The sequence below is a fragment of the Actinocrinis sp. genome, from assembly GCF_035650855.1.
GTDB lineage: Bacteria > Actinomycetota > Actinomycetes > Streptomycetales > Catenulisporaceae > Actinocrinis.
The window spans coordinates 33,070-55,871 of sequence record NZ_DASRGV010000394.1; the positions used below are offsets into that span (position 1 = coordinate 33,070).

The 22,802-nt window shown below is 69.4% G+C and carries 22 protein-coding genes; 3 read left to right on the forward strand and 19 right to left on the reverse strand.

Annotated elements, in window-relative coordinates:
- Positions 1-19 precede the first annotated feature (19 nt).
- Entirely contained in the window at positions 20-4,249 is a 4,230-nt protein-coding gene (locus tag VFB40_RS27865; RefSeq protein WP_324855925.1) for a hypothetical protein, read from the reverse strand.
- Between the two features lie 113 nt (positions 4,250-4,362).
- On the opposite strand from VFB40_RS27865, the gene VFB40_RS27870 reads away from it, so the two are divergent.
- Genes VFB40_RS27870 through VFB40_RS27880 form a run of 3 tightly spaced genes read left to right on the forward strand, consistent with a single transcriptional unit; the run spans position 4,363 to position 5,576 of the window.
- Positions 4,363-4,926, forward strand: a complete 564-nt coding sequence (locus VFB40_RS27870) for a DUF4352 domain-containing protein (protein ID WP_324855927.1) — start codon at positions 4,363-4,365, stop codon at positions 4,924-4,926.
- A gap of 9 nt (positions 4,927-4,935) precedes the next feature.
- A complete protein-coding gene (locus tag VFB40_RS27875; protein ID WP_324855929.1) occupies positions 4,936-5,253 on the forward strand; it encodes a hypothetical protein in 318 nt (105 codons plus the stop codon).
- On the forward strand, positions 5,250-5,576 hold the full coding sequence (locus VFB40_RS27880; protein WP_324855931.1) for a hypothetical protein: 327 nt from the start codon (positions 5,250-5,252) through the stop codon (positions 5,574-5,576). Before VFB40_RS27875 ends, VFB40_RS27880 begins: the two co-directional genes overlap by 4 nt.
- Here the strand turns inward: VFB40_RS27880 and VFB40_RS27885 are convergent.
- The 18 genes from VFB40_RS27885 to VFB40_RS27970 all read right to left on the reverse strand — a co-directional run.
- Positions 5,573-8,032, reverse strand: coding sequence for a phage tail tape measure protein (locus tag VFB40_RS27885; RefSeq protein ID WP_324855933.1), 2,460 nt, complete (start codon positions 8,030-8,032; stop codon positions 5,573-5,575). The genes VFB40_RS27880 and VFB40_RS27885 overlap by 4 nt on opposite strands.
- Before the next feature lie 61 nt (positions 8,033-8,093).
- A complete protein-coding gene (locus VFB40_RS27890) occupies positions 8,094-8,546 on the reverse strand; it encodes a phage virion morphogenesis protein (protein WP_324855935.1) in 453 nt (150 codons plus the stop codon).
- Positions 8,547-8,640: 94 nt separating this feature from the next.
- A complete protein-coding gene (locus tag VFB40_RS27895) occupies positions 8,641-9,138 on the reverse strand; it encodes a hypothetical protein (protein WP_324855937.1) in 498 nt (165 codons plus the stop codon).
- A gap of 16 nt (positions 9,139-9,154) precedes the next feature.
- Positions 9,155-10,171, reverse strand: a complete 1,017-nt coding sequence (locus VFB40_RS27900; protein ID WP_324855939.1) for a phage tail tube protein — start codon at positions 10,169-10,171, stop codon at positions 9,155-9,157.
- Positions 10,172-10,177: 6 nt separating this feature from the next.
- Positions 10,178-10,462 (reverse strand): hypothetical protein, encoded by a 285-nt coding sequence (locus VFB40_RS27905; RefSeq protein ID WP_324855941.1) that lies wholly within the window; start codon positions 10,460-10,462, stop codon positions 10,178-10,180.
- Positions 10,463-10,505: 43 nt separating this feature from the next.
- A complete protein-coding gene (locus VFB40_RS27910) occupies positions 10,506-10,946 on the reverse strand; it encodes a hypothetical protein (protein ID WP_324855943.1) in 441 nt (146 codons plus the stop codon).
- 1 nt (position 10,947) lies between these two features.
- Positions 10,948-11,478, reverse strand: coding sequence for a hypothetical protein (locus VFB40_RS27915; protein ID WP_324855945.1), 531 nt, complete (start codon positions 11,476-11,478; stop codon positions 10,948-10,950).
- A 57-nt stretch (positions 11,479-11,535) separates the two neighbouring features.
- Positions 11,536-12,417 carry a hypothetical protein gene (locus tag VFB40_RS27920; protein WP_324855947.1) on the reverse strand — a complete coding sequence of 294 codons (882 nt, stop codon included), beginning with the start codon at positions 12,415-12,417 and terminating at the stop codon, positions 11,536-11,538.
- A gap of 25 nt (positions 12,418-12,442) precedes the next feature.
- Positions 12,443-12,622, reverse strand: a complete 180-nt coding sequence (locus tag VFB40_RS27925) for a hypothetical protein (RefSeq protein ID WP_324855949.1) — start codon at positions 12,620-12,622, stop codon at positions 12,443-12,445.
- The gene (locus tag VFB40_RS27930) at positions 12,622-13,080 is read right to left on the reverse strand and encodes a hypothetical protein (protein WP_324855951.1); all 459 of its coding nucleotides are present in this window, start codon (positions 13,078-13,080) and stop codon (positions 12,622-12,624) included. The genes VFB40_RS27925 and VFB40_RS27930 overlap by 1 nt, the downstream gene beginning before the upstream one ends.
- A complete protein-coding gene (locus VFB40_RS27935) occupies positions 13,080-13,466 on the reverse strand; it encodes a hypothetical protein (RefSeq protein ID WP_324855953.1) in 387 nt (128 codons plus the stop codon). The genes VFB40_RS27930 and VFB40_RS27935 overlap by 1 nt, the downstream gene beginning before the upstream one ends.
- Complete coding sequence (locus VFB40_RS27940) at positions 13,466-13,729, reverse strand: hypothetical protein (RefSeq protein ID WP_324855955.1); 264 nt, start codon at positions 13,727-13,729, stop codon at positions 13,466-13,468. Before VFB40_RS27940 ends, VFB40_RS27935 begins: the two co-directional genes overlap by 1 nt.
- Before the next feature lie 66 nt (positions 13,730-13,795).
- Positions 13,796-15,541, reverse strand: coding sequence for a hypothetical protein (locus VFB40_RS27945; RefSeq protein WP_324855957.1), 1,746 nt, complete (start codon positions 15,539-15,541; stop codon positions 13,796-13,798).
- A gap of 73 nt (positions 15,542-15,614) precedes the next feature.
- A complete protein-coding gene (locus tag VFB40_RS27950) occupies positions 15,615-17,609 on the reverse strand; it encodes a hypothetical protein (protein WP_324855959.1) in 1,995 nt (664 codons plus the stop codon).
- A 68-nt stretch (positions 17,610-17,677) separates the two neighbouring features.
- On the reverse strand, positions 17,678-20,473 hold the full coding sequence (locus tag VFB40_RS27955; RefSeq protein ID WP_324855961.1) for a hypothetical protein: 2,796 nt from the start codon (positions 20,471-20,473) through the stop codon (positions 17,678-17,680).
- A 62-nt stretch (positions 20,474-20,535) separates the two neighbouring features.
- The gene (locus VFB40_RS27960) at positions 20,536-20,739 is read right to left on the reverse strand and encodes a hypothetical protein (RefSeq protein WP_324855962.1); all 204 of its coding nucleotides are present in this window, start codon (positions 20,737-20,739) and stop codon (positions 20,536-20,538) included.
- A gap of 10 nt (positions 20,740-20,749) precedes the next feature.
- Positions 20,750-22,219 carry a hypothetical protein gene (locus VFB40_RS27965; RefSeq protein WP_324855964.1) on the reverse strand — a complete coding sequence of 490 codons (1,470 nt, stop codon included), beginning with the start codon at positions 22,217-22,219 and terminating at the stop codon, positions 20,750-20,752.
- Positions 22,220-22,232: 13 nt separating this feature from the next.
- A partial coding sequence (locus tag VFB40_RS27970; protein ID WP_324855967.1) for a hypothetical protein occupies positions 22,233-22,802 on the reverse strand: 570 nt, incomplete at its 5' end.

Genomic DNA, 22,802 nt, shown 5'->3' on the forward strand with positions numbered 1-22,802 from the left:
TCAGGGTGCGACATGATCGTCAGTAAGCGAGGCGCGAGTTAGCGGCCACCGTGCTCGGGTTCGTCGTGCCGGGTGGCAGCGGGTCGCACACCCACTCGCCGCCGGCGTGGCTGTTGGCGAGGTTCTGCGCGAGGGTGATCGTCGCCGTGGAGTACCCGGCGACGCTGCCCGTGATCGACTTGACCTGCGGCGCCGTCTGGTAGGCGCTGGCCGTACCGTTCTGTTCCAGTTGCAGGCCGTCGGCCTGGAAGCTCCACGCCGAGCCGGGTGCGGTGGCCGTGAGCAGCAGCCCGATCTGCGCCCACGCCGTGCCCGCGGGGGCGGTCGCGGTGACCGTCATCCGGGTCCAGGCGGCGGTCGGCGACCCGGTCAGCACGGTGGAGCCGCTGTTGGTCTGGGCGAGGCTGGTGCCGGTGGAGTCCAGGAATTTCAGGTAGATCTGCACGGTGGGGTTCGCCGCGCTGGTCGCGGAGCGCACGTACTCGCTCGCGGTGTACGCCAGGCCCGGCGTGACCGGCACCTTGAGGACGTACAGCAGCCCCTTGGTCGGTACGACCCCGCCGGCGACGCTGACCTGCCACACATTCGCACCCTGGAACGCGGTGCCCGAGGCGGTCACGCTGGGGGTGCCGACGTCGCTGGACAGGCCCAGCGCCGTGCCGGCCGTGCCCGCGGCGAGCGGCAGCACGCCTTCTCCTGCGGTCGAGATGTTCGGGTGCAGCAGGTTGTAGCCCTCGAAGTTCGCGGTGCCGGGCCCGATCCAGAGCACGTCGCCGGTGTTCCAGTCCGACCCGGCTCCGTTGACTTTGCCGTCGGGCAGCTGGTTGATCGTGATCAGGTTCGTGCCGGAGGTCTGCGCCTGCATGGTGGCGTACGCGGCGCCGAGGGTGCTGGCCGCGTCGTACGTCGTGGGGTCGCTGACCCCGGCGGGTAGCGGCTCGCACACGATCGCGCCCGCCGCGTGCGTGAACGCGAAACTCGACGTGAACGTCAACGTCGCGTTGCTGTAGCCGGGGTTGGTGGCGGGAATCCCGCCCGGTGCGATCGTCATCGTCTCCGCGATCGGGGTGCCGGGGTCGAAGGTCAGCTGGTAGCCCGACGGCAGCGACTGCGAGAGGGCGTTGACCGCCGAGTCCGGCAGCGCGTTGATTTTCGCGGTCAACGACCCGTTCGTGACCTGCGTGTTCACGGCGGTGTGCAGCGCCGCCAGCAGCCAGTAACTCGCCAGGTCCGCGGGCGAGCACTGCAGGTTCACGAACACCTCAGGGCCCTCGGGGTCCCACTCCCATTCGATCTTCTCCACGAACCCGTTGAACGTGATCTGCGGGGCGCCGTTCGGCCGCCGGTTCACCCGGATGCGGGTGCCCAACTCCAGGTTCAGGCAGGCCACCAGCAGCCCCGGGACCGCCGAGGCGTGCAGCCGCAGCGCCGAGACCCGCAGGTGCGAGTCCTTGTACTGGCCCAGCAGGTAGTTCGCGGCGTCCTGGCACTCGTTCACGCTGGTGGCGTTGATCGTGCGCTGGTAGACCCGCGGGAAGAACCGGCTGCCCGACGCCGCGTCCAGCGCCGTGTACACGCTGCCGCCGAACTGCGTGACCTGCACGTTGTTGGCGATGTGACTGGGGTCGTAGTCGAACTGCAGGACTTCGAACGGCCACTCGCCCACGGCGGTGTTCTCGCCGAAGATGAATGCGGGGGTGAGCTGGTTGTAGCGGGCGGTACGGGCCTTGAACGTGAGGGTGCCGTTCGCGGCGGCGTACCAGTTGCCGTTCTCGGTCAGGGTGACACTGTTGGCGGCGTCGAGCGCTGCGGCGCCGGTCAGGTCGGTGGCGGGCCCCATGGAGGTGGTGGCGCCGGTGTCGATGGCGCTCGGGCCGCTCCAGCCGACCCATTTGAGGATCCGGGTCATGCGCGCACCGGAGGACTCCCCGCTGCTGGCGGTGCGCCAGGAGGTGTACAGGTTGGTCATCTGGGTGCTGGTCAGCAGTACCGGGAACTGGGCGGCGAACGCCAGGTCCCCGATGTGCCCGGCGTTGTACCAGTTGCGGCCGGTGCTGATCGCGCACCCGAGGACGTCGGTGGCGAACCCGGCGGGCAGCCCGGTGGTGCCGGGGCTGGTGGACACCACGACGCCGTCCACCCAGATCACGGTCCCGGTCGCGACCGGGTCGTTGCCCATCGCCAGCAGGTGCCAGTTGCCGTCACACAGGTTCGCGGTGCCGGTGTAGTCCCAGGCGCTGGTGCCGTGGAAGTCGGACCATTGGATGTTCGCCTGACCCAGGCTGTTGATCGCGAACTGGGCGAGGGACGCGTTCGTCGCCCAGGAGGCGGGTTCGGCGTCCCACAGCGTGTAGGCCTTGTTGGTGCCGGGTGCCGCCGACGCCCGGAACGCGATGATGCGGGTCCAGGGCCCGCTGGCGGGCAGCCCGGGGCTGCTGGTGGTCTTGTGCAGGGACACGAACGTCTCGGCGAACTGCACCTGTGTGGGCGGGTTCGCGGTGGCGTTGTTCGCGAACGTGGCGACGGGCCCAGCGCTTCCGGTGAACGCCTGCCCCGCGTTCGCGGAGGTCACGGAGCTGCCGAACGTGAGCGACCCGGCGCCGAACGGGGCGTTCTCCACCGGCGCCGCGACGCGCTTACCGGAGGCGTCCGCGCAGCTGGTGGAGCCGGCCGGGTCGCTGAGCGGGTAGAAGAAGTCCGGGCCCGCAGCCAGGACCTCTTCGATGAACGGTGCGGCCAGGGTGTACTGCGAGAGCGCGGCGAACGCGTCGTCGCCGATCACGTCGCTCGTGCCGTAGGTGCCGTCTTGTTCGGTCCAGGTCTGCGGCCAGCGTTCGATCATCGGCGTGATGACCGAGTATGTGGCGCCGGTGTCGCGCCACGAGGTGGGGGACGCGGCGGCCTCGAACTGCCCGGCCGTCAGGTACACGGTGTTGCTCGCGGTCGTGGACGCCGGGGCCGTGATCGCGATGGAGAACCGCGTCCACAGCGCGCCGGCCGGGGCGGTCCCGGATACGGCCAGCCGGTTCCAGGTGCCGATGGAGAGCGTGACGGGTGTGCCGGACACGCTGCTGATCGACGCGCCGGTGGCGCTGTACCAGGTGAGCGTGGGTGTCACCGTGAGGGTGGCGTCCGCGGAGGAGGAGCGCAGCGCGTAGAACGTGGCGCTGTACGCGCCCGTAGCGGTCACCTGCACGTTGTCCGCGACCGGGCCGGAGGACGCGGCGCCGGCCAGCAGCGGTGACGTGCTGGTCGTGGACGCGGGGGTGGTCCACGCGAACGCGTTGGTGTGCCCGGTCGGGGCGGCGGCCAGGCCGGTGGCGTAGGTGGTGGAGCCCGCCGTCGGGTACCACCAGCCGGTGGCGCTCTGCGTGTCGTACCCGCCGGAGGCGAGGTTGCCCGGGAACAGGTTGGTGGAGAGCGTGAACGGGGTCTGGTACGGGGTGGGGAACGGGTTCTGTTCGAACTGCAGCCCGTCTGCCTGCCAGGTCGTCGGGGCGCCGGTGGAGCCCCCGGACGCGATCTGAATCTTGAGGGTCGCGCTGTAGGCGTTCGCAGGCGCGGTCCCCGACACGGCCACCTGCACCCAGGAGGATGAACCCGACGTCGGGGTGACCGTGGCGCCCGCGGTGCTGGAGATGCTGGCGCCGGTGGCGTCGAACCACAGCAGCGCCGCGCTCGTCGGCGTGGAGGTGCCCGAGGGGATGCGCACCTGCGCCGAGAAACTGTAGGTGACGGCGGGCATGACCGGCGCGGGTTTGACCAGCAGCACGCTGGTGAACTGGGTGGCGCCGCCCGGCAGCGTGACCTGGTAGACCTGGCTGCCCTGGTAGGCGGTTCCGGAGGCGGCGAGGGTGACGGTGTACCCGAAGTCGTTGCTGATGTTCATCTGCGCCGGGGCGCTGATCCCGGGGGGGTAGCCGGTGGCTTCCCCGGCGGTGGCCTGGTCGGGGGTCAGGGCGTTGGGGCCGGGTTTGCAGATGACGCGGGCTTGCCGGAACGGGATGACGTTCGGGGAGTACGGTGACGCGCTGTTGGAGGGGTCCAGTGCCCCGTCGGGGTTGGCGAGGGTGGGGCGCCATTCGCCGGTTTCGACGGCGTCGAGTTCGTATTGGCGGCCGCGGGCGCTGGACCAGGGGAACTGGACGCGCCAGGACTGGTCGGTCCAGTAGGGGGGGATGGCGGCCTGGTTGGGGTCGGCGTTGAACGCGACCTGGTAGAACGTCGGCGGGATGGTGGTGGTCGCCACGGCGCACCCCCCGGTCGCGTGTCGCGGCGGTAACGATCCGGGTACCGTCCGGCGGCGTGCCGGGGCGTGGGGGTAGCGTCGCGGACGTCTGATTCGACTGGAGGGGGAACCGTATGATCGTCCGCAGTGTCGCGCCCGCGGCTGTCGTGCTGCTCGGGGTCGTAGTGCTCGCCGGGTGTAAGTCCACGACCAACACCGTGTCCACGACCCCAGCCGGCAGTGGTGCGGCCGCCGCAGTGTCGGCTAAGCCGAGCGGCGCCGTAAAACCCGCCGGTCTCGGCGATGCGATCACCGTGACGGGGTTCAACCACGAGAAACTGGCCGTCACCCTCGTCAAGGTGTTCCCGGATGCGAAAGGCGCCGACGAGTTCACCAGCCCCGACGCGGGCAAGGTGTTCTACGCGGTGCAGCTGCGTATCGCCAACGCGGGTGGCGTCGCGTACTCCGACTCCCCGGACAACGGCACTGTGTTGAAGGACGCCGCGGGGCAGCAGTTCCAGACGGACCTGGCCAGTGTGACTGCGGGACAGTCGTTCGGGTCGGTGAACATCGCCCCGGGTGACAGTGTGCTGGGTGTGGTGGTCTTCCAGGTGCCGAACGGGGACAAGCCGGTGAGGTTGCAGTTCACCCCGGATTCGGGGATGGCGGACAGTACCGCGCAGTGGAACCTGCCGTAGCGTGACGGCATGAGCACTGACGCAGTGGCCCGGCTTACGGCCTGGGCTGACCAGGATGAGGCCTACCGGTCCGGCGCGAGTGACGCGGATCCGGGCGGCCCGCTGATTGAAGACGTCCGGGCCGTGCTGGCCGAGCATCGTCAGCAGGCGGCGGAGCTCACCGCACTGCAAGAAGCGATGGCCCTGGCGCGCCCGTTCATCGTGGCAAGCTGGGGGGTGCTGCGCGAGCAGATCGTGCCGCTATGGCAGGCGATCGAGCCGTTGCTTGAGCAGCCCGAGAACGTTGCGGCCGAACCGGGACCCACCGAGGAGATCGTACCGTCGTGACCCCAAGCGCCAGCGCCATCCTCACGGGCGTGATCTGGTTGGGCGCGTTTGCCGTCATCGCCGACGACATGGACTGGCTCGGCGTTCTCGCCGGCTCGCGCCCGATGCGGTTTCTCGACGCGTGGATCGGCCCTGTGTGGCGCCGCATTTACCGTTGGACCGGTGCACAGGCGTTGGACCGCAGGCTCGCCCGGCGTGACGCCCTGCGCGACGTGGCGATGTTCACGGATCTCGCGGAGCGCCTCGACGGGGTGGGGCTCGCCACCAGCGCCGATCGGTGTCGCGCCGCAGCGGCGGCCGCTGCGGTGCGGGCACGCGACTAGCTGCCGAACGTGGTTAGCGCCAGGTTGTTACGCGAGTTGCGCTGGTTGTAACGCAGCACCTCCTGGCGCACCACCTTCGCGATCCCCGCGTCACTGTGCACCGCGCCCGCCACGTTCACCACCACCACCACGCCGCCACCCGCAGCCACGCCGCCGCCGATCCCGCTGCCCGTCAGCGCCCCACTGAACCCCGCCGTGCCGAACCCGCCCAGCGCCGCGTTCCCGAGCCCCGCCGTCGCCTTCGCCGCCTCACCGTGCATCGACGCGATCCCGTTGACCAGACCCTGCCCGATGTTGCGCCCGAACTCATGAAACACCCGCGACGGCGAACCGATCCCGAAGAACGACTTGATACCGTCCTTGATCGACGAACCGATGCTCTTGACCGCGTCCCACGCGGCACTGCCCATCGACTTCACGCCGTTTATCAGGCCCCGGATGATGTCCTTACCGGCCTGGTAGAGCAGGTTCAAGGCGTCTTTCCCGAAGTCGCCGATCGTCTTGCCGATGTCTCCGAGTAGCTGCCCGACGAGCTTCTTCACGTCGCCCCACAGCTTGCCCCACTTGCCGGTGAGCAGGTCAGCGAACAGGGAGAAGGTGTTGAGGATCTGGTGCCACCCGGTTTCGATGATGTTCTTGACCAGGTCCCACACCAGTTTCACCGCGTTCTTGACCAGGTCCCAGGCGATCTTCCACAGGTTCTCCAGGGTGCTGAGGCCGACCTTCAGGTACGCCTGGATGAGGTCCCACGCGACCCTGATATTCGTCCAGATCACGGTCCAGACGTGCTTCGCGATCTCCATGATCTGTTCGCCGTGCGCGTGCCAGAACGCGGAGAACTCCGCGACCCGCTGCTTGATCCACTGCAGCGGGCCGTTGATGAACCACTGAACCACCGCGCCCACCGCGTGCACCGCGTCGGTCCACAGCTGTTTGAAGAACCGGCCGACCGTGTCGACCACGTCCCGGAACGCCTTGAAGTGGTTGTAGGCGTAGATCAAGCCGCCGACCAAACCGGCGATCGCTGTGATCACCAGGAAGATCGGGTTGACGTCCAGCGCCGCGGTCCACGCGACCGTCGCCGCGACCGCCGCATACAGCGCCGAGACCAGCGCCCCGGCGAGCACGCCCGCGAGCACCGCGAGCACCGCCTTGTGCTGGCCCAGCCACGAAATGCCCTGCTGGATCCAGCCCAGGAACCGGGAGAGCACCGGGATCAGCTTCTGCCCGATCGCGATGAACATCGTGTCGATGCGCGCGCCCATGTCCTTGAGCTGCTGGGAGAACTGCGCCTGCTGCGCCCGCCACGCCTCCTGCGCCTGCGCCGCCCGCGAGGCCGCGGTGCCGTACTGCTGCGTCTTGTCCTTGAACCGGTCCATCTCCCCGAGCAGCGTCATCATCGTGCCGCTGCTCTTGCCGCCGCCGAACATCGCCGAGAGCGCCTCGGACTGCTTGACCGCCGCCGACCCGGTCTTCTCCAAGTTCCCCTTGAACGTCGCGAGCAGCGTCGTCTGCTGACTGAGCGGGACACCCATGTCGGTGAGCGACTGCGAGTACGTCTTGAGCTGCGCCTGCTGCTCCTGCAGCGACAGCTTCACGCCCTGCCCGGCCGGATACGTCTTGTTCAGGTGGTTCTGCAGGTCCGTGAGGGCCGCCGATAGGCCGCCCGGGCCGCGCATGTCGTTGGCGAGCTGGGTGCTGGTCATCCCGATCGCCTCGTAGGCGGCTTTCGCCTTCGCGGTGGGCGCGGACATCATGCTGAACGTCATGCCGAGCCGGGTGGCGGCCTCGTTCGCGGGGGTCACGTTGTCGGTGAGGGTCGCCAGCGCCGCGCCCACGTCCTCGAAGCTGAGCCCCGCGGCGGCGGCTTTCGGCAGGATCCCGGTGCCGATCGCCTCCGCGAGCTGCTGCATCTTCATGTCGCCCATGCCGACCGTGGTGTTCAGCAGGTTCCCCGCGTCGGCGGCGTCCTTGACGCCCTTGATCTGGGAGGCCATCACGCCGACCACGGCCTGCGCGGTCGTCTCGAAATCGGACTGGCCGATCTGCGCGAGCTTCGCGGACGCCGTGAGGATGTCCATGGCCTGCGCGCCGCGGAACCCCGCGGACTCGATGTGGTAGAGGCCGGTGGCCAGTTCCTCGGGGCCCATGCCGACCGCGGGGGCGAGCGCGAGCACGGAGCCTTTGAGTTTGTCGACCTCGGCCTGGGACGCGCCGGCCTGGGTGTGGACCATCTCCATGGCCTGGTCGAATCCGGAGGCCATCTTCACCGACTCGTAGCCGACGCCGAGCACGGCGGCGCCGAGGCCGAGGAACATGGCGCTGGATCCCGCGCCCAAGCCCTTCATCTTGGCGTCGGTTTCCTCGGCCTTGACCCCGGCCTCGTCCATCTTCGCCTTGTAGTCCGTGATGTTCCCGAGCAGGTAGGCCACGGTCGGCGGCAGAAAACCAGCCATTGACACCCACCCCCGGCGGTGAACGGAAGCGGGCTACGGGCAGGGAATGCTCAGGCGGGTGTCACAGGTGGCCGAGTGCTACACGCCATGCCTCGTCGAACACCTCGCCCAGACGGCCCGAGGAGATCGCGGCCTCCAGCGCTGGCGCGAGATACGGGCGTGCGGGCAGTGTCGTCGCATGCCCGCGCCCGGTAACCCCGCCGAGTTCCTGGATGCGCCCGTACGCGGCGGTCGGGCCGATCCGCGTCGACCAGATCCCGTCACCACCGCGATTGGGGTGATCTGTGCGGATGGATCGGCGCAGCTGCCCGGTCACCAGAGACGGCGGCTCGCCCGGCTGTGAGGGCGTGGGCGTGCCCTTCTTGTGCGAGGACGTGGTGAGCTTCTTCTGGGTTTCCGCCTGTATCAGGTGACCGCCCTTGATCACCGCTATCTTCGTGGCTTCGCCGGCTGCGGCCACCAGCGCGTCGAGAGCCGCCGTGAACTGCGGGACGCCCACCAGGATCACGCTCATCAGTTCCACCGCCTGTTCTCGCGTTCGGCGCGCACTTCGTCGAAAACCTGCGCGATCGGCAGCAGATGGTTGAACGGGCCGACGGGGATCTCGTCTACGACTTGCGGCGGCCAGCCCCAGCGCTCCGCGAACCGGGCGTAGATTTCGTCTTCGTCCCACTCCGTGCGGACGTTCTTGTGCTCGGGGATCTCTCCGCCCTCGAGCCGGGCCCGGATGCGGCTGAGGGCACGGAAGGGGACTCGGGGTCGTCCCAGTCGTCCGGGGAGACGCGTTCGCCGCGCAGCTTCATCAGCCGCGTGGCGACCTGCACCACGTACTCGTGGCCCAGCAGCGTCTCGTAGTCCTCGATCGTGAGTTCGTCGAGGGACGCGAACTTCTCGCTGGGCAGCGGCAGCAGTTCACCGTTGTCGCCGGTGACGTTCCAGTCCTGGATGATGATGGCGATCACACCGTCGGTCAGGTCGACGGCCATGCCGCCTTCCCGCTGGTCTTGGGCGGTGACCGCGCGCATCACGGCGCGCTGGTGCTTGGCCTTGAGTTTGTCCGGGGCGAGCAGGTCCGCCCACGCCCCGGACGGGAGGTCGATCTTCATGCGGGGTCCTTACCGGTTACACGTACGTCGATGCGGCGATGGCGTTCTGCAGCGTGATCGTCGCCGGGCCGTACCCGCCCGACGTGCCGATGTTCGTGGTGTTCAGCACGCACCGCCCGGTGCAGTCGAACATGACGGCCTCGCTGCCGAAGTTCGGCTTGGCCTCGGTGAACGCCGCCTGCGCCATGTCCACCTGCACCACGAGGGCGTTGGCGAGCGTGAGGCCGTTGTTGAGGATGAACTGGATTTGCGGCTGGGTGTTGTTGCGCATGTACGTCAGCGGCGTCTCGTCGGCGGCGACGAACGACAACTTCCAGTCCGCGGTCAGGCCGCCGCGCTGGATGATGTACGGGTTCTGTGAGTTCTGCGCGGTGAAGTACGGCTTGAGTGAGCGCTTGAAGTTGAACTCGCCCGACGCGACCGTGAGCACCTGCGTGCCGCCCGACGCCGGGCCGGCGATACCCAGCACCGACTGCCAGGAGGGCAGCGGCTTGGCCGTGGTGAACGTCGCCGTCGGCGTCGCGGCGGCCACGTTGCTGACCCAGGAGGCGGCCTTCGCCGTGTACGTGAGCAGCTCGGACTCGGCGTTGAACTTGAACCCGACTTCCGAGACGCACGTGCCGGAGAACTGCCGGGCCTGGTGCGTCGGCTCGGCCATGTAGTACTGGGTGACGGTGTGCGTCGTCGGCTGGCCGCCGCCGGTGTTGAGCAGCGAGAACTTGTGCGTGAACGGGGCGGACGCGCCGGTGGTGTCGTCGGCGCCCATGATGTTGCCGATCAGGTAGCCCAGTTCGTCGGCGAACACCGGCCCTTCGAAGTCGATCTCCCCGAGTTGCACGCCCTGGATGACGTTGAACGAGTCGTCCGCCATCACGCCGCGCAGGCCTTTGTCATCCAGCCACGTCGGCTTGTCGTTCCAGTCGAACTTCGTCACCGGCATGTACGCGACCGGGGCGACCGGGGTGCCGGGTGTGGTTTCCTTCGCGAAGCCGATGAACCGCTTGACGGAGGGAAAGGTGGTGGGGCCGGCCATGGCTGGTTACGCCTCCGTCTCGTCGGTGCTGGCCTCGGACGCCGTGTCGGCGGCCTGCTGCGCGAGGAAGTCCGCCTCAGTGGCGGGCGTCAGGTCCCGGTGCGTGGGGGTGCGGTTCAGGGCGGCGATGCGGCCGGGCGCGAGTACGGCGGTGACGCCGTCGCCGAGGACCGTGAGCGAGGTGGCGCCGGTGTTGCGGAACCATCCGCCGTGGTCCGGTTCGGGCTGCTCGCCGTCGGGCGCTCGGGTCTCGGTTTGCGGCGGGCTGGGTGTTCGGGTGCGCGGGGGCATGCGGCGGCCTCCCTCTCGGGCTGGCGGGGCGGGAAGGGGGCGATCAGCGCCAGGCGCGGGTGTGCCGGCGCCCGGCGGTGAACGGGGAGCGCATGCCGCGGATGCGTCGGCCTTTGCGGAACCGTGAGGGCAGGCGGGTGTGGCCGCGGGCGAACCGAGCAGGGCGGATGCGTTCACGCCGGATATGCGGCGTGGCGTGGTGGCGTGTCGCGCGATGTACCGTGCGGCGGTGCCGGGTCGCCTTGCGCCGCTGGGTGTGCTTGGTGTGTGGCCCGCGGTGCGGGTGTTTCAGCCCCTTGCGGCGGTGCGCGGTGTGCCGTCGCGCCGGGTGCCGGTGCCCGGTGTGGCGGCGGTGCGCGTGGCTGCCCTTGTGCGGGTGCTTGTGGCCCTTCTCCCGTGCCGAGAGCCGCTTGCGGGCGGCCGCGGACTCGTGCCTGCGGGCCTGGTGCCGTCGCGCACCGTGCCTGCGACCGCGGCCGGCCATCTTAGGCGAACACGTACTCGGTGACGGGGAACTGCATGGACAGGTAGTTCTTGGTCAACTCGTCCTTGGTTTCGGCCTGCCCGTACTCGAACTCGATCCAGGACAGTTCGCCGTCCACGGCCTCACCGGCCTGGAACACCGCGCCGCCGAGCGTGCGGTCCTGCCGCAGCCGCGCGACCAGGTTGTCGCGCAGCGCGTACACGTCGTCCTGCGCGTCCTCCGCGAACGGGGTGTTGGAGCGGATGTAGCAGTGCAGCACCACCGTGTACGTCACTCGTTTGACGCCGCTGGTGGCTCCGCCGACCGCTTTGCGGGTCTCGCGCTGGTGCGCTATGTGCACGACGATCTGGCTGCCGGTGCGGGTGCCGGGCGGCATGCCGTTGAAGTAGTCGGCGTGGTTGTCGCGTTTCGCCCAGGCGCGGCGCACCACGCCGACGCCGTCCACCAGCGAAGAGCGGTAAGTGCGCGTCTGGGCGTCGAACGGGCCGCCGAAGTACTGGCAGATCCCGTCCAGCACGTTCTGAATCGACACCGGCGACCCCCATCCGGCATCACGAAGCCAACAACCCGATACGGCGGCGCGGTGCCGTCAGCGAACCCTGCGGAAGCGCTCCAGCAGCCGCTCGGCCTCGTCGATCAGGCCCGAACCGTCCTTGCGTGAGTCGGTCTGCCGGGTCCCCGACGCCATGCGCGAGTCCGGGTAGGCGTCCTCAGCGGCGGTGTCCGGGCGCAGTAGCTGCGCGACCGTGTAGTTCACGATCCCGAGCCGCATGTCGTGCTCCATGTTCGTGAAGTCCTGGGCCGCGGTGTGCGCGAACAGCGTCGGGGCCGCGAGCGGCACGGCCGTGGGGACCGGCGGCACGCTAAATGCCGGGGGTGTGAACGCGGAGGACACGGTGACGCTTTCCTCCGCGCCCGGCTCCCAGATCCGGTAGACGCCGCCGGGCTCGATGCCCGTAGGGTCCGTGACGCTCAGCGACATCGCGCCTGCCGAGGCGCCGGCCGACAGGACCGTGGCGACGAACCCGGCCGTGTAGACGAGCTGCGTGTACACCTGCGCGCCTGCGCCGGGGACGCCGAACTGCAAGGACCCGGTCCACGGCCCACCACTGCCGATCGTGACGACCAGGTTGCGGCCGTCCTCGCTCCACACGGCCGGGTTCGTGAACGTCGTCAGCGACGTGGGTGTGTAGCCGTAGCCGACCGAGGTGACCGTGATGACCGGGGTGTGGTCCGGGTGGACTTTCAGGGTTCCGTCGCGGGTGAAGCGGGTGCGCAGGTTCTGCACGTTCTGGTGCGCCGCGAGGGGTTGCTCGCAGTACCCGTCGGCCCACGCCGAGGACATCAGCAGAAGATCGTTCAACTGTGCGGTCTGGTCGAGCGAGGATGGGTCGTTGTAGCGCAGGTCGTCGAGGTCCAGGTAGGTCGGATGGGCGCGGAACGACGCGGCGGACACGTACGGGGTGATCACGGCTTACCTCCGTAGGACCCGGCGGTCAGGTGATCTCGGCGTGCAGCCATGCGCCTGCGGCGTAGACGGCGATGACCCATTCGCCCTTGTCCTTGCGGGCGGTGACGATCAGCGTTCCGCCTTCGTCGACGCCCAGGTCGGCGGCTTCCTCGTGGGTGTGCTTCTCGGGTCCGCGAGGACCGCCAGTGGTGATGACCGCGGGCATTACTGCGCGGACGCAATCAGAGCGGTGACCGTGGGAGACGTCCCGGCGGTCAGGACGGTGAGGTTGGCGCGCACGTACCGCACGGCCTTGCCGGTGGCGGTCTGCACGTCCCCGGTGGTGGAGGTGGATGTAGCCAGCGTCGTCCATGGGCCGGTGGCGGTGAGTGAACCTTCGAGGTTGACCGTGACGCCCGTCGGCGATCCCGTCACCGTGGTCTGCAGGGTGTGGCTGGAGCGGACGACACCTAGGTCGATGACGGCGCCGGGGCCGGTCGCGGTGGCGGCGTTCAGTGAGGTGGAGGGGCCGGAGCCGCTGGAGACCGGCAGTGTTCCGCCCGTGAGCGTCATCAGCCCGCCGTCGCCGTCGGTGATGGCTACGGCTTGTGCGGCCGGGTAGTCCTGGCCGGTGGTGGTTTGGGTCACCGCGGCGGACGCGTTGCCACGTACGATCTTCGCCATCAGTCGGAGTCCTGGACGCGCACCCATTGACCGTGCGGGCAGCCGTAGGAGCCTGCGCCATCGGGGGGTGTGCCGGGCGGGCAGAGCCGGCACGGTTCGGTGCCGTCGTTCTTGACCGACTCCCAGTGGAAGGTGGGCGTCGCTGGCTGGACCTCTGCGGCGGGAGCCGGCTCGGACGGGACCTGCGCGGCCTCGCCCTCGGTGGTGGTTTCTTGAGCGGCGCCGGCGGCGACGGCGGTGTCGGGCGTGGGCGTGTCCTCGGGGGCGGTCGCGTCGGACTGGGCCGGGCTCGGCGGCGCGGACTCCTCGACGGTCTCGGAAACGCCAGCTGCGGCGTCCTCGAGCGACGGCGCCGGAGCGGCTGTCTTGCGGGTGCGTGGAGGCATCAGCTCTCCCTCTCACACTGGCCGCCGCACTTGCCGCAGCGGACGAAGAACGATCCGTGTCCGCACGCGGGGCAGCGGTAGCCGAGGTCGGCCCGGGTGCGGCCTGTGAGCGACACCGGGAACGCGCCCTCGGCGATCAGGGCCTTGGCGTGTGCCGGGTTCTCGACGTCCATGATCCGGCCGTTGTAGCGGGTGACGCGGCCGGTGTAGGCGCCTTTGACTTCCATCCCGGCGACGGCGCCGTCGGGTGCTGCGATGCGCATGGGGTTCCTTCCGGGCGGGCCCGGCGCCCGCGCAGGCTGCCTGCGCGGGCGCCGGGTGGAGCTGGATCAGGCGGCGGTGACGCCGGAGACGCAGCCGTTCCACGCCGGGGCGTAGCAGATGAAAGAACCGAACCAGTACGAGCTGGACTCGTAGGCGAACTGCGTGACGGGCCAGTCGATGCCCATCAGGTCCTGCACGTTGACCACGGACCACACGTTGGAGACCTGCGTGTCCGGGATCGGCAGGGTGTCCGAGAGGATCGGGCACACGCCCTGCGGGAGCCAGGGGTTGACTTCCATCTCGACGCGCTTGCCGGTCGTCTCGTTCATGATCGCCACGGCGACGGAGCCGAGGGCGACGCCCCGCACCTCGTCCTGCGTGATCTGCAGGAAGTAGTTGTTGCTGCTTCCCGCCTTGAGCGTGTCGGACTGCTGCTTGCGGTCGGCGCCGTTGAACAGGATCCGGTCCGGGTCGGCCTTCACGCTGTTGTAGAGGCTCGCGAACGCGGTCTGGAACTCGCTGCCCGGGTTGCTCGTCGAGAACGTCGAGTTGATCTTCACGTTGTAGCCGGACGAGGTGCCCATCGCCCACGCGAGGATCCCGTCGTAACCCGCCGCGTACGCCGAGGAGTCTGCGGTGGGCGGGTTCGCGCCCGAGGTCGGGATCGCACCCTGCAGCACGATGCCCGTGCCGCCCGCGCCGCCGCCGTTCGCGGCCTGGTTCGGGAACCGGCCGTAGAAAAAGAATGACGAGTTCGCCGGCTGCGACGCGCCGGTGCCGATGTACACCTTGTAGCCCAGGGCCTGCGGGACGTCGGTCAGGCGCAGCACCACGTTGTGCCCGGCGGTCGGCGCGATCGTGGCCACCGTGGACACCACGGACTCGCCGAACGCGCCCGCGTCCGCGGTGACGTACACGTAGATGTTCGTGGTGTACCCGGTCAGCGCGACCTGCCCCGTGCCCAGCGTGTTGTCCACCAGGGACGTGCCGGTCGGGGCCGCGAGCGCTCCTGCGTACCCGGACGCGGTGCCGCGGCCCATCAGCAGCATCCGCTCCTCCATGAGCATGCTGGCGTACAGCAGGCTGGTGCGCGAGAGCTGCCGGATGTCCTGGTAGCCCTGTCCGCCGTACTGCGCCGACCAGGTCACCTCGTCGCTCATGCTGAACTGCGAGTAGGGCAGCACCACGTCGTAACCGGCGTAGGAGATCTTCGGGCCGCGCGCGTAGTACAGCGAGTTGCTGGAGCCCGAGGGCGCGAAGTTGTTCTGCGTGGTGTCCAGGATGCCGGGGTGGATGTTGCCGACACCGCCGGTCCCGGAGCCGGTGAACCCGGAGATCACCTTGAACCGGTGGCTCGTGCCGTTGCCCTTGATCCGCGGGATCGAGTTGCGCAGCGGCGTCGGGCGCGGCGCCAGGATCTTCGCCGGGGCCTCCAGGTCGAACGCGACCAGGCCGGTGCCGACCGGGGAGGTCAGGTTGATGTCCTTGACCAAGTCCGGCTGCTGCGACTTGAGCCCGTCGAGGGCCGCCATCACCGAGGCGACGGTGTCCGGGGAGATCGCCTTGTTCAGTTCCGGCGCGCCGAGCGCCTTCTGAACGTACTGGTAGGCGTTCGTGGGCCGGCTGGAGAAGTCGATCGGCTGGCCGCCGCGGAACGAGGTGACGATCTCCTCGCGGGACAGTTCCCGCTCGGGCATGTCACCGATGGACTTGATCAGGTCGTCGAAGCGCTCGGAGACTTCCGCCTTCGACAGCTTCGGGGCTTCCGGCGACTCGCCGAAGAGCAGTTCGAGGTTCGCGGGCAGAGCCACGGCCCTGCTCCTTCCATGCGGAAGGCCCCGCACAGCGGGGCCCGGGGATGGTCGTTGGGGGTGGTGCGCAGGGTCAGGCGGCCGCCTTGGCGAGTAGCGCCTTGGCGCGCTGCCGGTAGCCCTCGGCCAGGTCCCGGTTCGCGGAGTAGGCGTCCGCCTTCGCCAGGAGCGCGGCCGCTTGGGCGTGCAGCGCCTCGGAGTCGCTCTTCATCGCGGACTCCTGCTGGGCGGCGGTGCGGGTGAGCACCGGTCCGCCGGGGACCGGAAGCGCCTTGATGGCGTCCAGATCGCCTTGGGCCTTCGTCAGGTCGGCCGTGAGCGCGGCGATGCGCTCCTCGTCGGCGGCCCTGGCCTCTGCCACTGCGCTCTTGACCATGTGCGCGAGTTCGGTCTTGGTCACGGTCTGCGGCGTGTCGGCCGCAGTGCTCGGGGTGTCGCCGGGTTCGGTGAGGGCCGCGGCGACGGCGGCCTTGACCAGGTCGGCTGCTTCGGCCTTGGTGAGCAGGTGCTCGTCGCTGTCGGCCTTGGTGGCGGTCTTCTTCTTCTCGCCGCCCTCGGAGTCCGCGTCGCCCTCGCCGTCGTCTTCCCTGTCAGCCGCGTCCTCGCCGCTGTTGGGCTTCTTCTTGAACGGGGGCGCGAGGTTCCCGCCGTTCTTGCCGTCGGCCTTGAGCAGGTCACTGTCCCCGGCCGGGGCGTCGGCGAGCATCATCACCGTGTCGGTGTCGCCGGACTGCTCGGCCCGCTCGTTGGCCTGGAACCACTTCAGGGCCCGCACCGCGTCGAGCAGCAGCGCGATGTCGCACGCCTCGTTGAGGTTGCCCATGGCGAGGGACTCGGCCTCGGAGACGATGAGCTTCGCGATCGCGGCGATCGCTTCCTGCGCGCCGGCGATGTCCGCGGTCTCGTCCTCGCCGTCGTCTTCCCCGTCGTCGCCGTCGTCGGCCTTGGCCAGTTCGGGGACGAGGGCGCGCACGTCACGCAGCAGCGCCTCGGCCTTCTCGACGGTGGCCGCGTCGGCCTTGGTGGCGTCCTTGAGGCTGCCGTCGGCGTTCCAGTTGTCGGGCACCATGCTCTCCAATCCGAGGGCCTTGGCCCGGGTCAGGATGTGCTTTCTCACGTCGTCGTGATCGGCGTTGCCGCGTCCCACGGCCTTGATTGCGCGCCGCAGGTCGGCCTTCGTCTTGATCACATAGGAGGGTTCGCCCTTCGCGTTGGGCATCGCCTGGCCCGCCGCGAGCGCCTGCCTCTTCTGCTCCGCCGTGTACGCCTTGTCGAGCGACGCGTAGGTGTCCGCCTTGTAGGCGGCGGCCGCCTCGCGTACCGCGTCCGTCAGCGCTTGCTCGCCCATGACACTCCCGGAGACCGTTACGTTGACCACGACCGGCGCGAGTGCCGTGTCGGCCTTGGCCGCCGGCGCGTCCTGTTCGGCTGCGGCGGACACCTCGGCACCAGCTGAGGCGAGGTCCGCGAGAGCCTGCTTGACGGGCGCCGCGAGCCGGTCGAACAGCTCGGCGGGCAACCCGAAGGTGGCGGACTCCGCACGGATCAGAGCGGGCTCGTCGAGCAGTTGCAGGTTCCCGGCGCCGTCGGCTTTGGCGAGCGGCAGCCGCCAGTGGTCGTTGATGGTGGCGCTGCCCAGGCAGGGGGCGTCGACCACGCTGGTCTCGAAGATGCGGCCGGCCACGACGGTCCCGGCGGGCGCGTCGGCCTTGGTGTGGTCCAGGCGCCAGTTGCGGATCCCGATGGAGAAGCCGTTGAGGACTTCCTCCTCAACCTTGTCGATCGCGTCTTTGTCGACGATCTTCGCGCCGATGTACCAGCCGTCGGCCTTCTCCTCGAGTTCGATCGCCTTGCCGATGGCCCGTTTGGCGTCGTGCTGTTCGCGGATGTTGCCGCGCTTGAACCAGTCGGGCACTGCGGTCTTGAGCCACGCGGGGTCCATGCGCTGCTGGTCGTTGTCCAGATCCGGGCCGGTGATCTTGCCGTAGACGTACAGGTGTCCGGTCTGCGGGTCGCGGTCCTTCTTCGTGATCGGGACGTAGACCTCGCGCACGTCTAGGGCGGTCACGTCGCCTCCTTCGGACATGCGAAAGGGCCGCACCGCTCGGTGTGGCCCTTCGTCATCGATGTGGTGGATCAGCCGTTTGCCGCGTCGGCTCCGGCCAGGTCGGACGGGTCGATATCGGCCAGCGATGTCAATGCCGGTATGGGAGCGCATCGACATACCGGGCGCCCTGGCGGCTCTGTGTCGCCGCTCTGAAACGCCGCGCCGAGCGGCACCGCGCCCTGCGCTTCGTTCGGCTCACAGACCGCGCTGCAGACCCTGTCGTCGTCCGCCGTGGCCCAGTACGTGGCCTCGATGCCGTTCGCGCGGTAGGTGTTCATCGCCGCGACGCTCGTCGCCCGCGCCAACTCCGTGATCGCGACCATGTCGGCCCACTGCGGGTCGTCCAGGATGCCGCGCAGCACGCCGGCCAGCGTCCCGGAGGAATCGCCGCGCGCGAGCGCGTCCGCGAGCGCCTTCGCGAGCTTGTCGAGCCGGTTCGCGGCGATCGAGTTGATGCTGATCCCGGCTTGATCGAGTAGTAGCGCGAGCCCGTTACGGCCGTTCTCGTCGAGCACGAGGCGCGCCGCGTCGGCGTCCCCGGGAGTCCACCGCGACCAGTCGATGTGCGCGATCCCGGCCAGGACCGCGGTCGCGGACAGGTCGCCGATCGCGTAGCCCTCGGTCCACAGTCCGACGATCAGGGCCGCGAGCGCGGTCGTGAGGTCGATGCCGTATTCGGCGAGCCACGTGGCGGAGTCCTGGCCGTAGATGTCCGGCCCGTCGGGGTCATCGTCGTAGCCGTCGGGCAGGTCTGCTTCGTCGGCTTTGGTGAGCGCCGGGTGCCGGGCGGCGAGCCATGCCTCGGCGAGCGCCCGGGTGTCCACGGCGCCGCGCATGGCTTTGCGGATGCGTGGCGCCCACACGGCGGCGGTGGCCTTGTCGCGGTCCCAGCCCGGCCAGTGCGGCCGGTCCGGGTCACGCTCTTTTGGGGCGGCCCGGTCACCGCCTGCCGCGGCGAAGGTGACGCGCGGGTCGGCGGCCATGTCGCCGGGCGCGTCGGTTTTCGTGAGGATCTCGGTGCGGAAGGCACGGCCTGGCTTGGGGTTGCGGCGCGCCCAGTTGCGGTACGCGGCGATCTCCGCTTTGACGGCCTGCGTGTCCGGCCGGCCGGGTGCGCTGTCGGCGGTTTGCTCGCCGTCAGCGGCCTCGTCCTGATCCGGGATGCCGTCGGCGTCGGCGTCCTTGTTCGGCGGTGCTTCGAGCGGCGTGACGGTCTCGCCCGGCGGCGCGAGTTTGCTCGCACCCTCCAGGAAGATCACGCCGCGGCTGGTCTCCACGATCGGCATGTCCGCCTCAGCGAACGGGTACCGCGGCAGCCCCAGCCGGTCGCGGTCCTCGTTGTACGTCATCCGCCCCGACTTGACCCGGTTGCCCGCGACCTCGTCCGCCGCAGCCTCGTCCTCATCCTCCAAGCCGAGGATCTTGAACTCCAGCTCGCCGGGCATCCCCAGGTGCCGCCGCGAGATACCCGTGATCAGGCCCTGGATCCACCGGTAGGTCGGCATCGTCGCGATGCGTTCCTTGATGTCCGCCTGACCCTCGTGGTACCCGCTGCTACCGATGCCGCCGGTCTCGGTGAAGTTCAGTTCCGCGATCGTCGTGGAGAAATGCGCCGCGAGCTGCTTGAGCAGGAACAGGTCGTACTCGGGCTTGTAGCGTTCCGCGACATCCGGCGTCGACTCCAGTTCGAACCCGGGCGGCAGGATCCGCATCCGGTGCCGCTCCAGCGTCTGACCCGACCAGGCGTCGTTCAACGCCGTCTCGTACTCCAGGACCTGCTGCGGCGTCCACGAGTTCGCGCCCGTGTTGCGCAGCAGCCCCGCGGGCACGGTGCCGTCGGTGAACTCCGCGCGGATCCAGGCGCGCCGACGCAGCCACACGTCAAGGTCTTCGAGGCACTGCTCGACGGCGGAGTGCCCGTAGAGGGTCTCGGCGCGCACGTTGCGCCGCTTGTAGATCAGCGTGTCGGGGGCGTACGCGTTGAGGATGCGGCCTTCGTCGTCGACGTCGGCGACGTATTCGCCGCGGGGGAAACCCCACAGCATCTGCTGGTAGGCGGGGTTGGGCGGCAGGGGTTTGCCGCCACGATAGTCCCGCAGGACTTTGACCGTGGTCCCGTCGATGATCTCCAGGGAGTGCAGGTCGCCGCCGTAGGTGCGCCGCGGATAGATCGCCACCGCGTCCAACACCAGGTGCTCTTCGAGGAGTTTGCCGATCCAGTCGGGCCAGTCCTCGTCCTGCCCTGGGTCGGGACGCTCCCAGAACGCGGTGCAGCGGGCGATCTCGGGGCCCAGGCGCTTACGCAGGTCGGCTTCCACGTCGGCGCGCGAGGACCCGGGGCTGGCGGCCTCGGCTTTCGCGACCGCGTCCTTGGAGATCGTGATGGTCCACTCGAGGGTGGTGATCTCGTCTTTGCGGATCTGGATGCAGCGGCGCGGGATGCCGCCGGCGGCTGCGGCGTCGCGCAGGACCTTCCAGGGGACGAGCCGGTCGGTGACACCGGGCAGGTTGCTGGAGACCTGGTATTCGGTGAAGCGGGGTTCGGGGCGTCCGGTGTCGCGGCGGGTGGGGTCGATCGCGGCGGGTAGCAGCGGCAGGCCGGGGCCGAAGGCGACTTGCGGGTCGAGGCGGGGCAGCGGGTTGAACGCGCCGCTGGTTTGCGGGTTGACGCCGGCCGCGACGAGGGCGGCGACTTGCTGCGCGGTGTAGAGGGTGGCGCCGGGTCCGACGCCGGGGGTGGCGGCTTTGGCCATTTCGGCGTCGGTGGAGCGGCGTACCTGGTAGTGCTGGCCGTTGGGGCGGCGGTTGCGGTTGCGGCGCGACACCGGCTACTCGACCCCCTCGATGGACGTCGGTTCCGGCGTGCTGTGCGTGAGGCGCGAGGCGGTCAGGTGACTGGGACGCCGTTGAGGGCGCCGCTCGCGCAGATCGCCTCGTGCGCCCCGCGCTCACGCAGGCAGCCCGCGAGTTGATGTGAATCGTTCGCCGTCCAGTGCGCCCCGCAGAACCGGTGGCCCTGGCGGCACAGCAGGACCCGGAACAGGCCGTTGCTCGCACCGAAACTGCCACCCAGGCGACGGGGAGCAAGCATCAGACACCCCTCACGCGGTCGCGCGCATCCCGGCCAGCCAGCCCATCGCCTGGTCGTATCCGCCCGGGGCCGCATAGAACGCCAACAGCAGCGCGTCCGCGTTGTCCGGCGACCGCCCGATCCGCTTCTTGGTGTCTTCCTTCTTCTCCACCACGATCCGCCGCGAGGAGTCGTGCGCGTACTTCGGCGCGGTCAGCTGCGAGATCAGGCGCTCACGGTCGTCCGCGTCCAGCCCTGAGAGGTCCCAGCCGCGGTCTTCCGAGAGCTGCCGGCCGATCTCCCACCAGATCTGCGAACGAAGCCGCGGGAAACGCTGCGGCTGCGCGGAGGCGGTGCCGACGTTCACGCCGAGCACCTCGGCGCTGTGTGCGCCTTGCTCGCGGCGTTCGCGAAGCGTGCCGACGATGCCCCAGCCGATGCCGATCGAGTCGACCTTCACGGCGGTGGCGCCCGTGGTGCGGATCGACTCGACGATCAGGTTCGCGACCTTGATCGGGTCGCGGCCGCGGGTGCGCCACTCCCGGCCCACTTGGATGCCGCGGCGTTCACGGATGCAGGTCTCGTCGCCGCCCGCGCCGAGGTCCACGCCGAGTTCGACCGGCAGGAGTTGCTCGGGTGCGAGCGGTGTCTCGCGCGGCTGGGCGCAGGCGCGCAGTGCCGAGAGGCGCACCACGCCGTCCTCGGCGTCGGACGGGAACAAGCCCAGGACCTTGGAGATGTACACCGGGGACTGTTCGCCGTATTCCTGCGCCATCTCATCGACGTAGGACTGCCCGACGAGCATCGACGCGACGTCATCGGGGACGGGTTCGCCGGTGAAGTTCGGGGAGTCGAACGCGGATATCCGCAACGTGTTCCAACGGCCACGGGCGCAGACCTGCGCGAAGTAGGAGCCGGGGTCGTCGGGGTTGCCGATCGCGAGGATGCGGCAGTGCTCTCCTGTGGCGATCGAGTTGGCGGCGGTCCAGAACTGTTTCGCGACGCCGCACGCTTCGTCGATGATGACGAGCACGTACTTGGCGTGGATGCCTTGGAACGCGTGCGGGTTGTAGTCGGATGGCTTGCGGCCGAACGCGACGAGTTGTTTTCCGAGTTTCCAGTCGGTCTCGTTGATGCGGCCAGGGAAGGGGTTGCCTCGCGCCTCGGCTTTCGCGAACGCTCCGTTGATCTCGGACCAGAGGATGGCGGCGACCTGGTCCCCGGTGGGCGCGGTGGTCACCACGCGGGCCTCGCCGACGGGGTGGGTGTCGAGCCACCATGCGGTGAGGCGTGAGGCTGACCAGCTTTTCCCGACGCCGTGGCAGGACTGTACGGCGGTTCGGCGGTGGTCTCGCACGGACTCGGCGATGTCGATTTGTTTTGACCACAGGTGTTCGCCGAGTTTGTCTCGCGCCCAGGCTGCCGGGTCGTTTCGGTAGTACGCGGTGCGGTCTTCGAATTCGCGGGCGGCGTATTCGGCCCAGTCGAGGGTGGCGGTCACACCGCCCCCTCGGTCAGTTGGTGAGCGCGGCGAGCGCGCGCAGGTGCTGCGGCACGACGGTGCTCACGAGTGCCTGCTGCGCCGCGGTGAGTTTCAGGTCGGCGAGGATCGCCCGCACCGCCCGAGCGACCATGATTCCTTGCTCTTCGGCCAACTTGACCTGCCGGGCTTCGATGCCGACGCGGATCGCGTCCGCGCACACCTTCGCCAGGTGCGCACGTTCCTGCTGGTAGAGCTTGAGGAACGCGTGCGGGACGCTCTCTTGCGTCGTGCCGCGGTCCTCGCCGCCCTCTTTGACCTTGGTGACGCCCCAGATCAGGTCGCTCGGGTCGAGCTCGCGGATCTGCGCCTCAAGCCACGCGACGTGCCCGGCGGTGCGGTGCACTTCGGCGATGATGGCCCGCTCGGGGCTGATCTCGATCGGCAGCCCGTAGGTTTCGGCCATGATCCTCGCCTCCCGTTCGGTGTACCGGGCGGCCGCTTTGGCTTTGACCTGTTTGGCCGCGCCGCCGTGGAAGCGGGTGCACACGGTGCCGCCGGGCGGGTGGGTGTAGCGGCACTGTTCGCCGGTTTCTTTGCTGGT

Excerpts from the sequence above, each read along its gene's own strand:
- VFB40_RS27870 (WP_324855927.1), top strand. The coding sequence starts at position 4,363 with ATGATCGTCCGCAGTGTCGCGCCCGCGGCTGTCGTGCTGCTCGGGGTC.
- VFB40_RS27875 (WP_324855929.1), top strand. The coding sequence starts at position 4,936 with ATGAGCACTGACGCAGTGGCCCGGCTTACGGCCTGGGCTGACCAGGAT.
- VFB40_RS27885 (WP_324855933.1), bottom strand. The coding sequence starts at position 8,032 with ATGGCTGGTTTTCTGCCGCCGACCGTGGCCTACCTGCTCGGGAACATC.
- VFB40_RS27890 (WP_324855935.1), bottom strand. The coding sequence starts at position 8,546 with ATGAGCGTGATCCTGGTGGGCGTCCCGCAGTTCACGGCGGCTCTCGAC.
- VFB40_RS27895 (WP_324855937.1), bottom strand. The coding sequence starts at position 9,138 with ATGAAGATCGACCTCCCGTCCGGGGCGTGGGCGGACCTGCTCGCCCCG.
- VFB40_RS27900 (WP_324855939.1), bottom strand. The coding sequence starts at position 10,171 with ATGGCCGGCCCCACCACCTTTCCCTCCGTCAAGCGGTTCATCGGCTTC.
- VFB40_RS27905 (WP_324855941.1), bottom strand. The coding sequence starts at position 10,462 with ATGCCCCCGCGCACCCGAACACCCAGCCCGCCGCAAACCGAGACCCGA.
- VFB40_RS27910 (WP_324855943.1), bottom strand. The coding sequence starts at position 10,946 with ATGGCCGGCCGCGGTCGCAGGCACGGTGCGCGACGGCACCAGGCCCGC.
- VFB40_RS27925 (WP_324855949.1), bottom strand. The coding sequence starts at position 12,622 with ATGCCCGCGGTCATCACCACTGGCGGTCCTCGCGGACCCGAGAAGCAC.
- VFB40_RS27930 (WP_324855951.1), bottom strand. The coding sequence starts at position 13,080 with ATGGCGAAGATCGTACGTGGCAACGCGTCCGCCGCGGTGACCCAAACC.
- VFB40_RS27935 (WP_324855953.1), bottom strand. The coding sequence starts at position 13,466 with ATGCCTCCACGCACCCGCAAGACAGCCGCTCCGGCGCCGTCGCTCGAG.
- VFB40_RS27940 (WP_324855955.1), bottom strand. The coding sequence starts at position 13,729 with ATGCGCATCGCAGCACCCGACGGCGCCGTCGCCGGGATGGAAGTCAAA.
- VFB40_RS27960 (WP_324855962.1), bottom strand. The coding sequence starts at position 20,739 with ATGCTTGCTCCCCGTCGCCTGGGTGGCAGTTTCGGTGCGAGCAACGGC.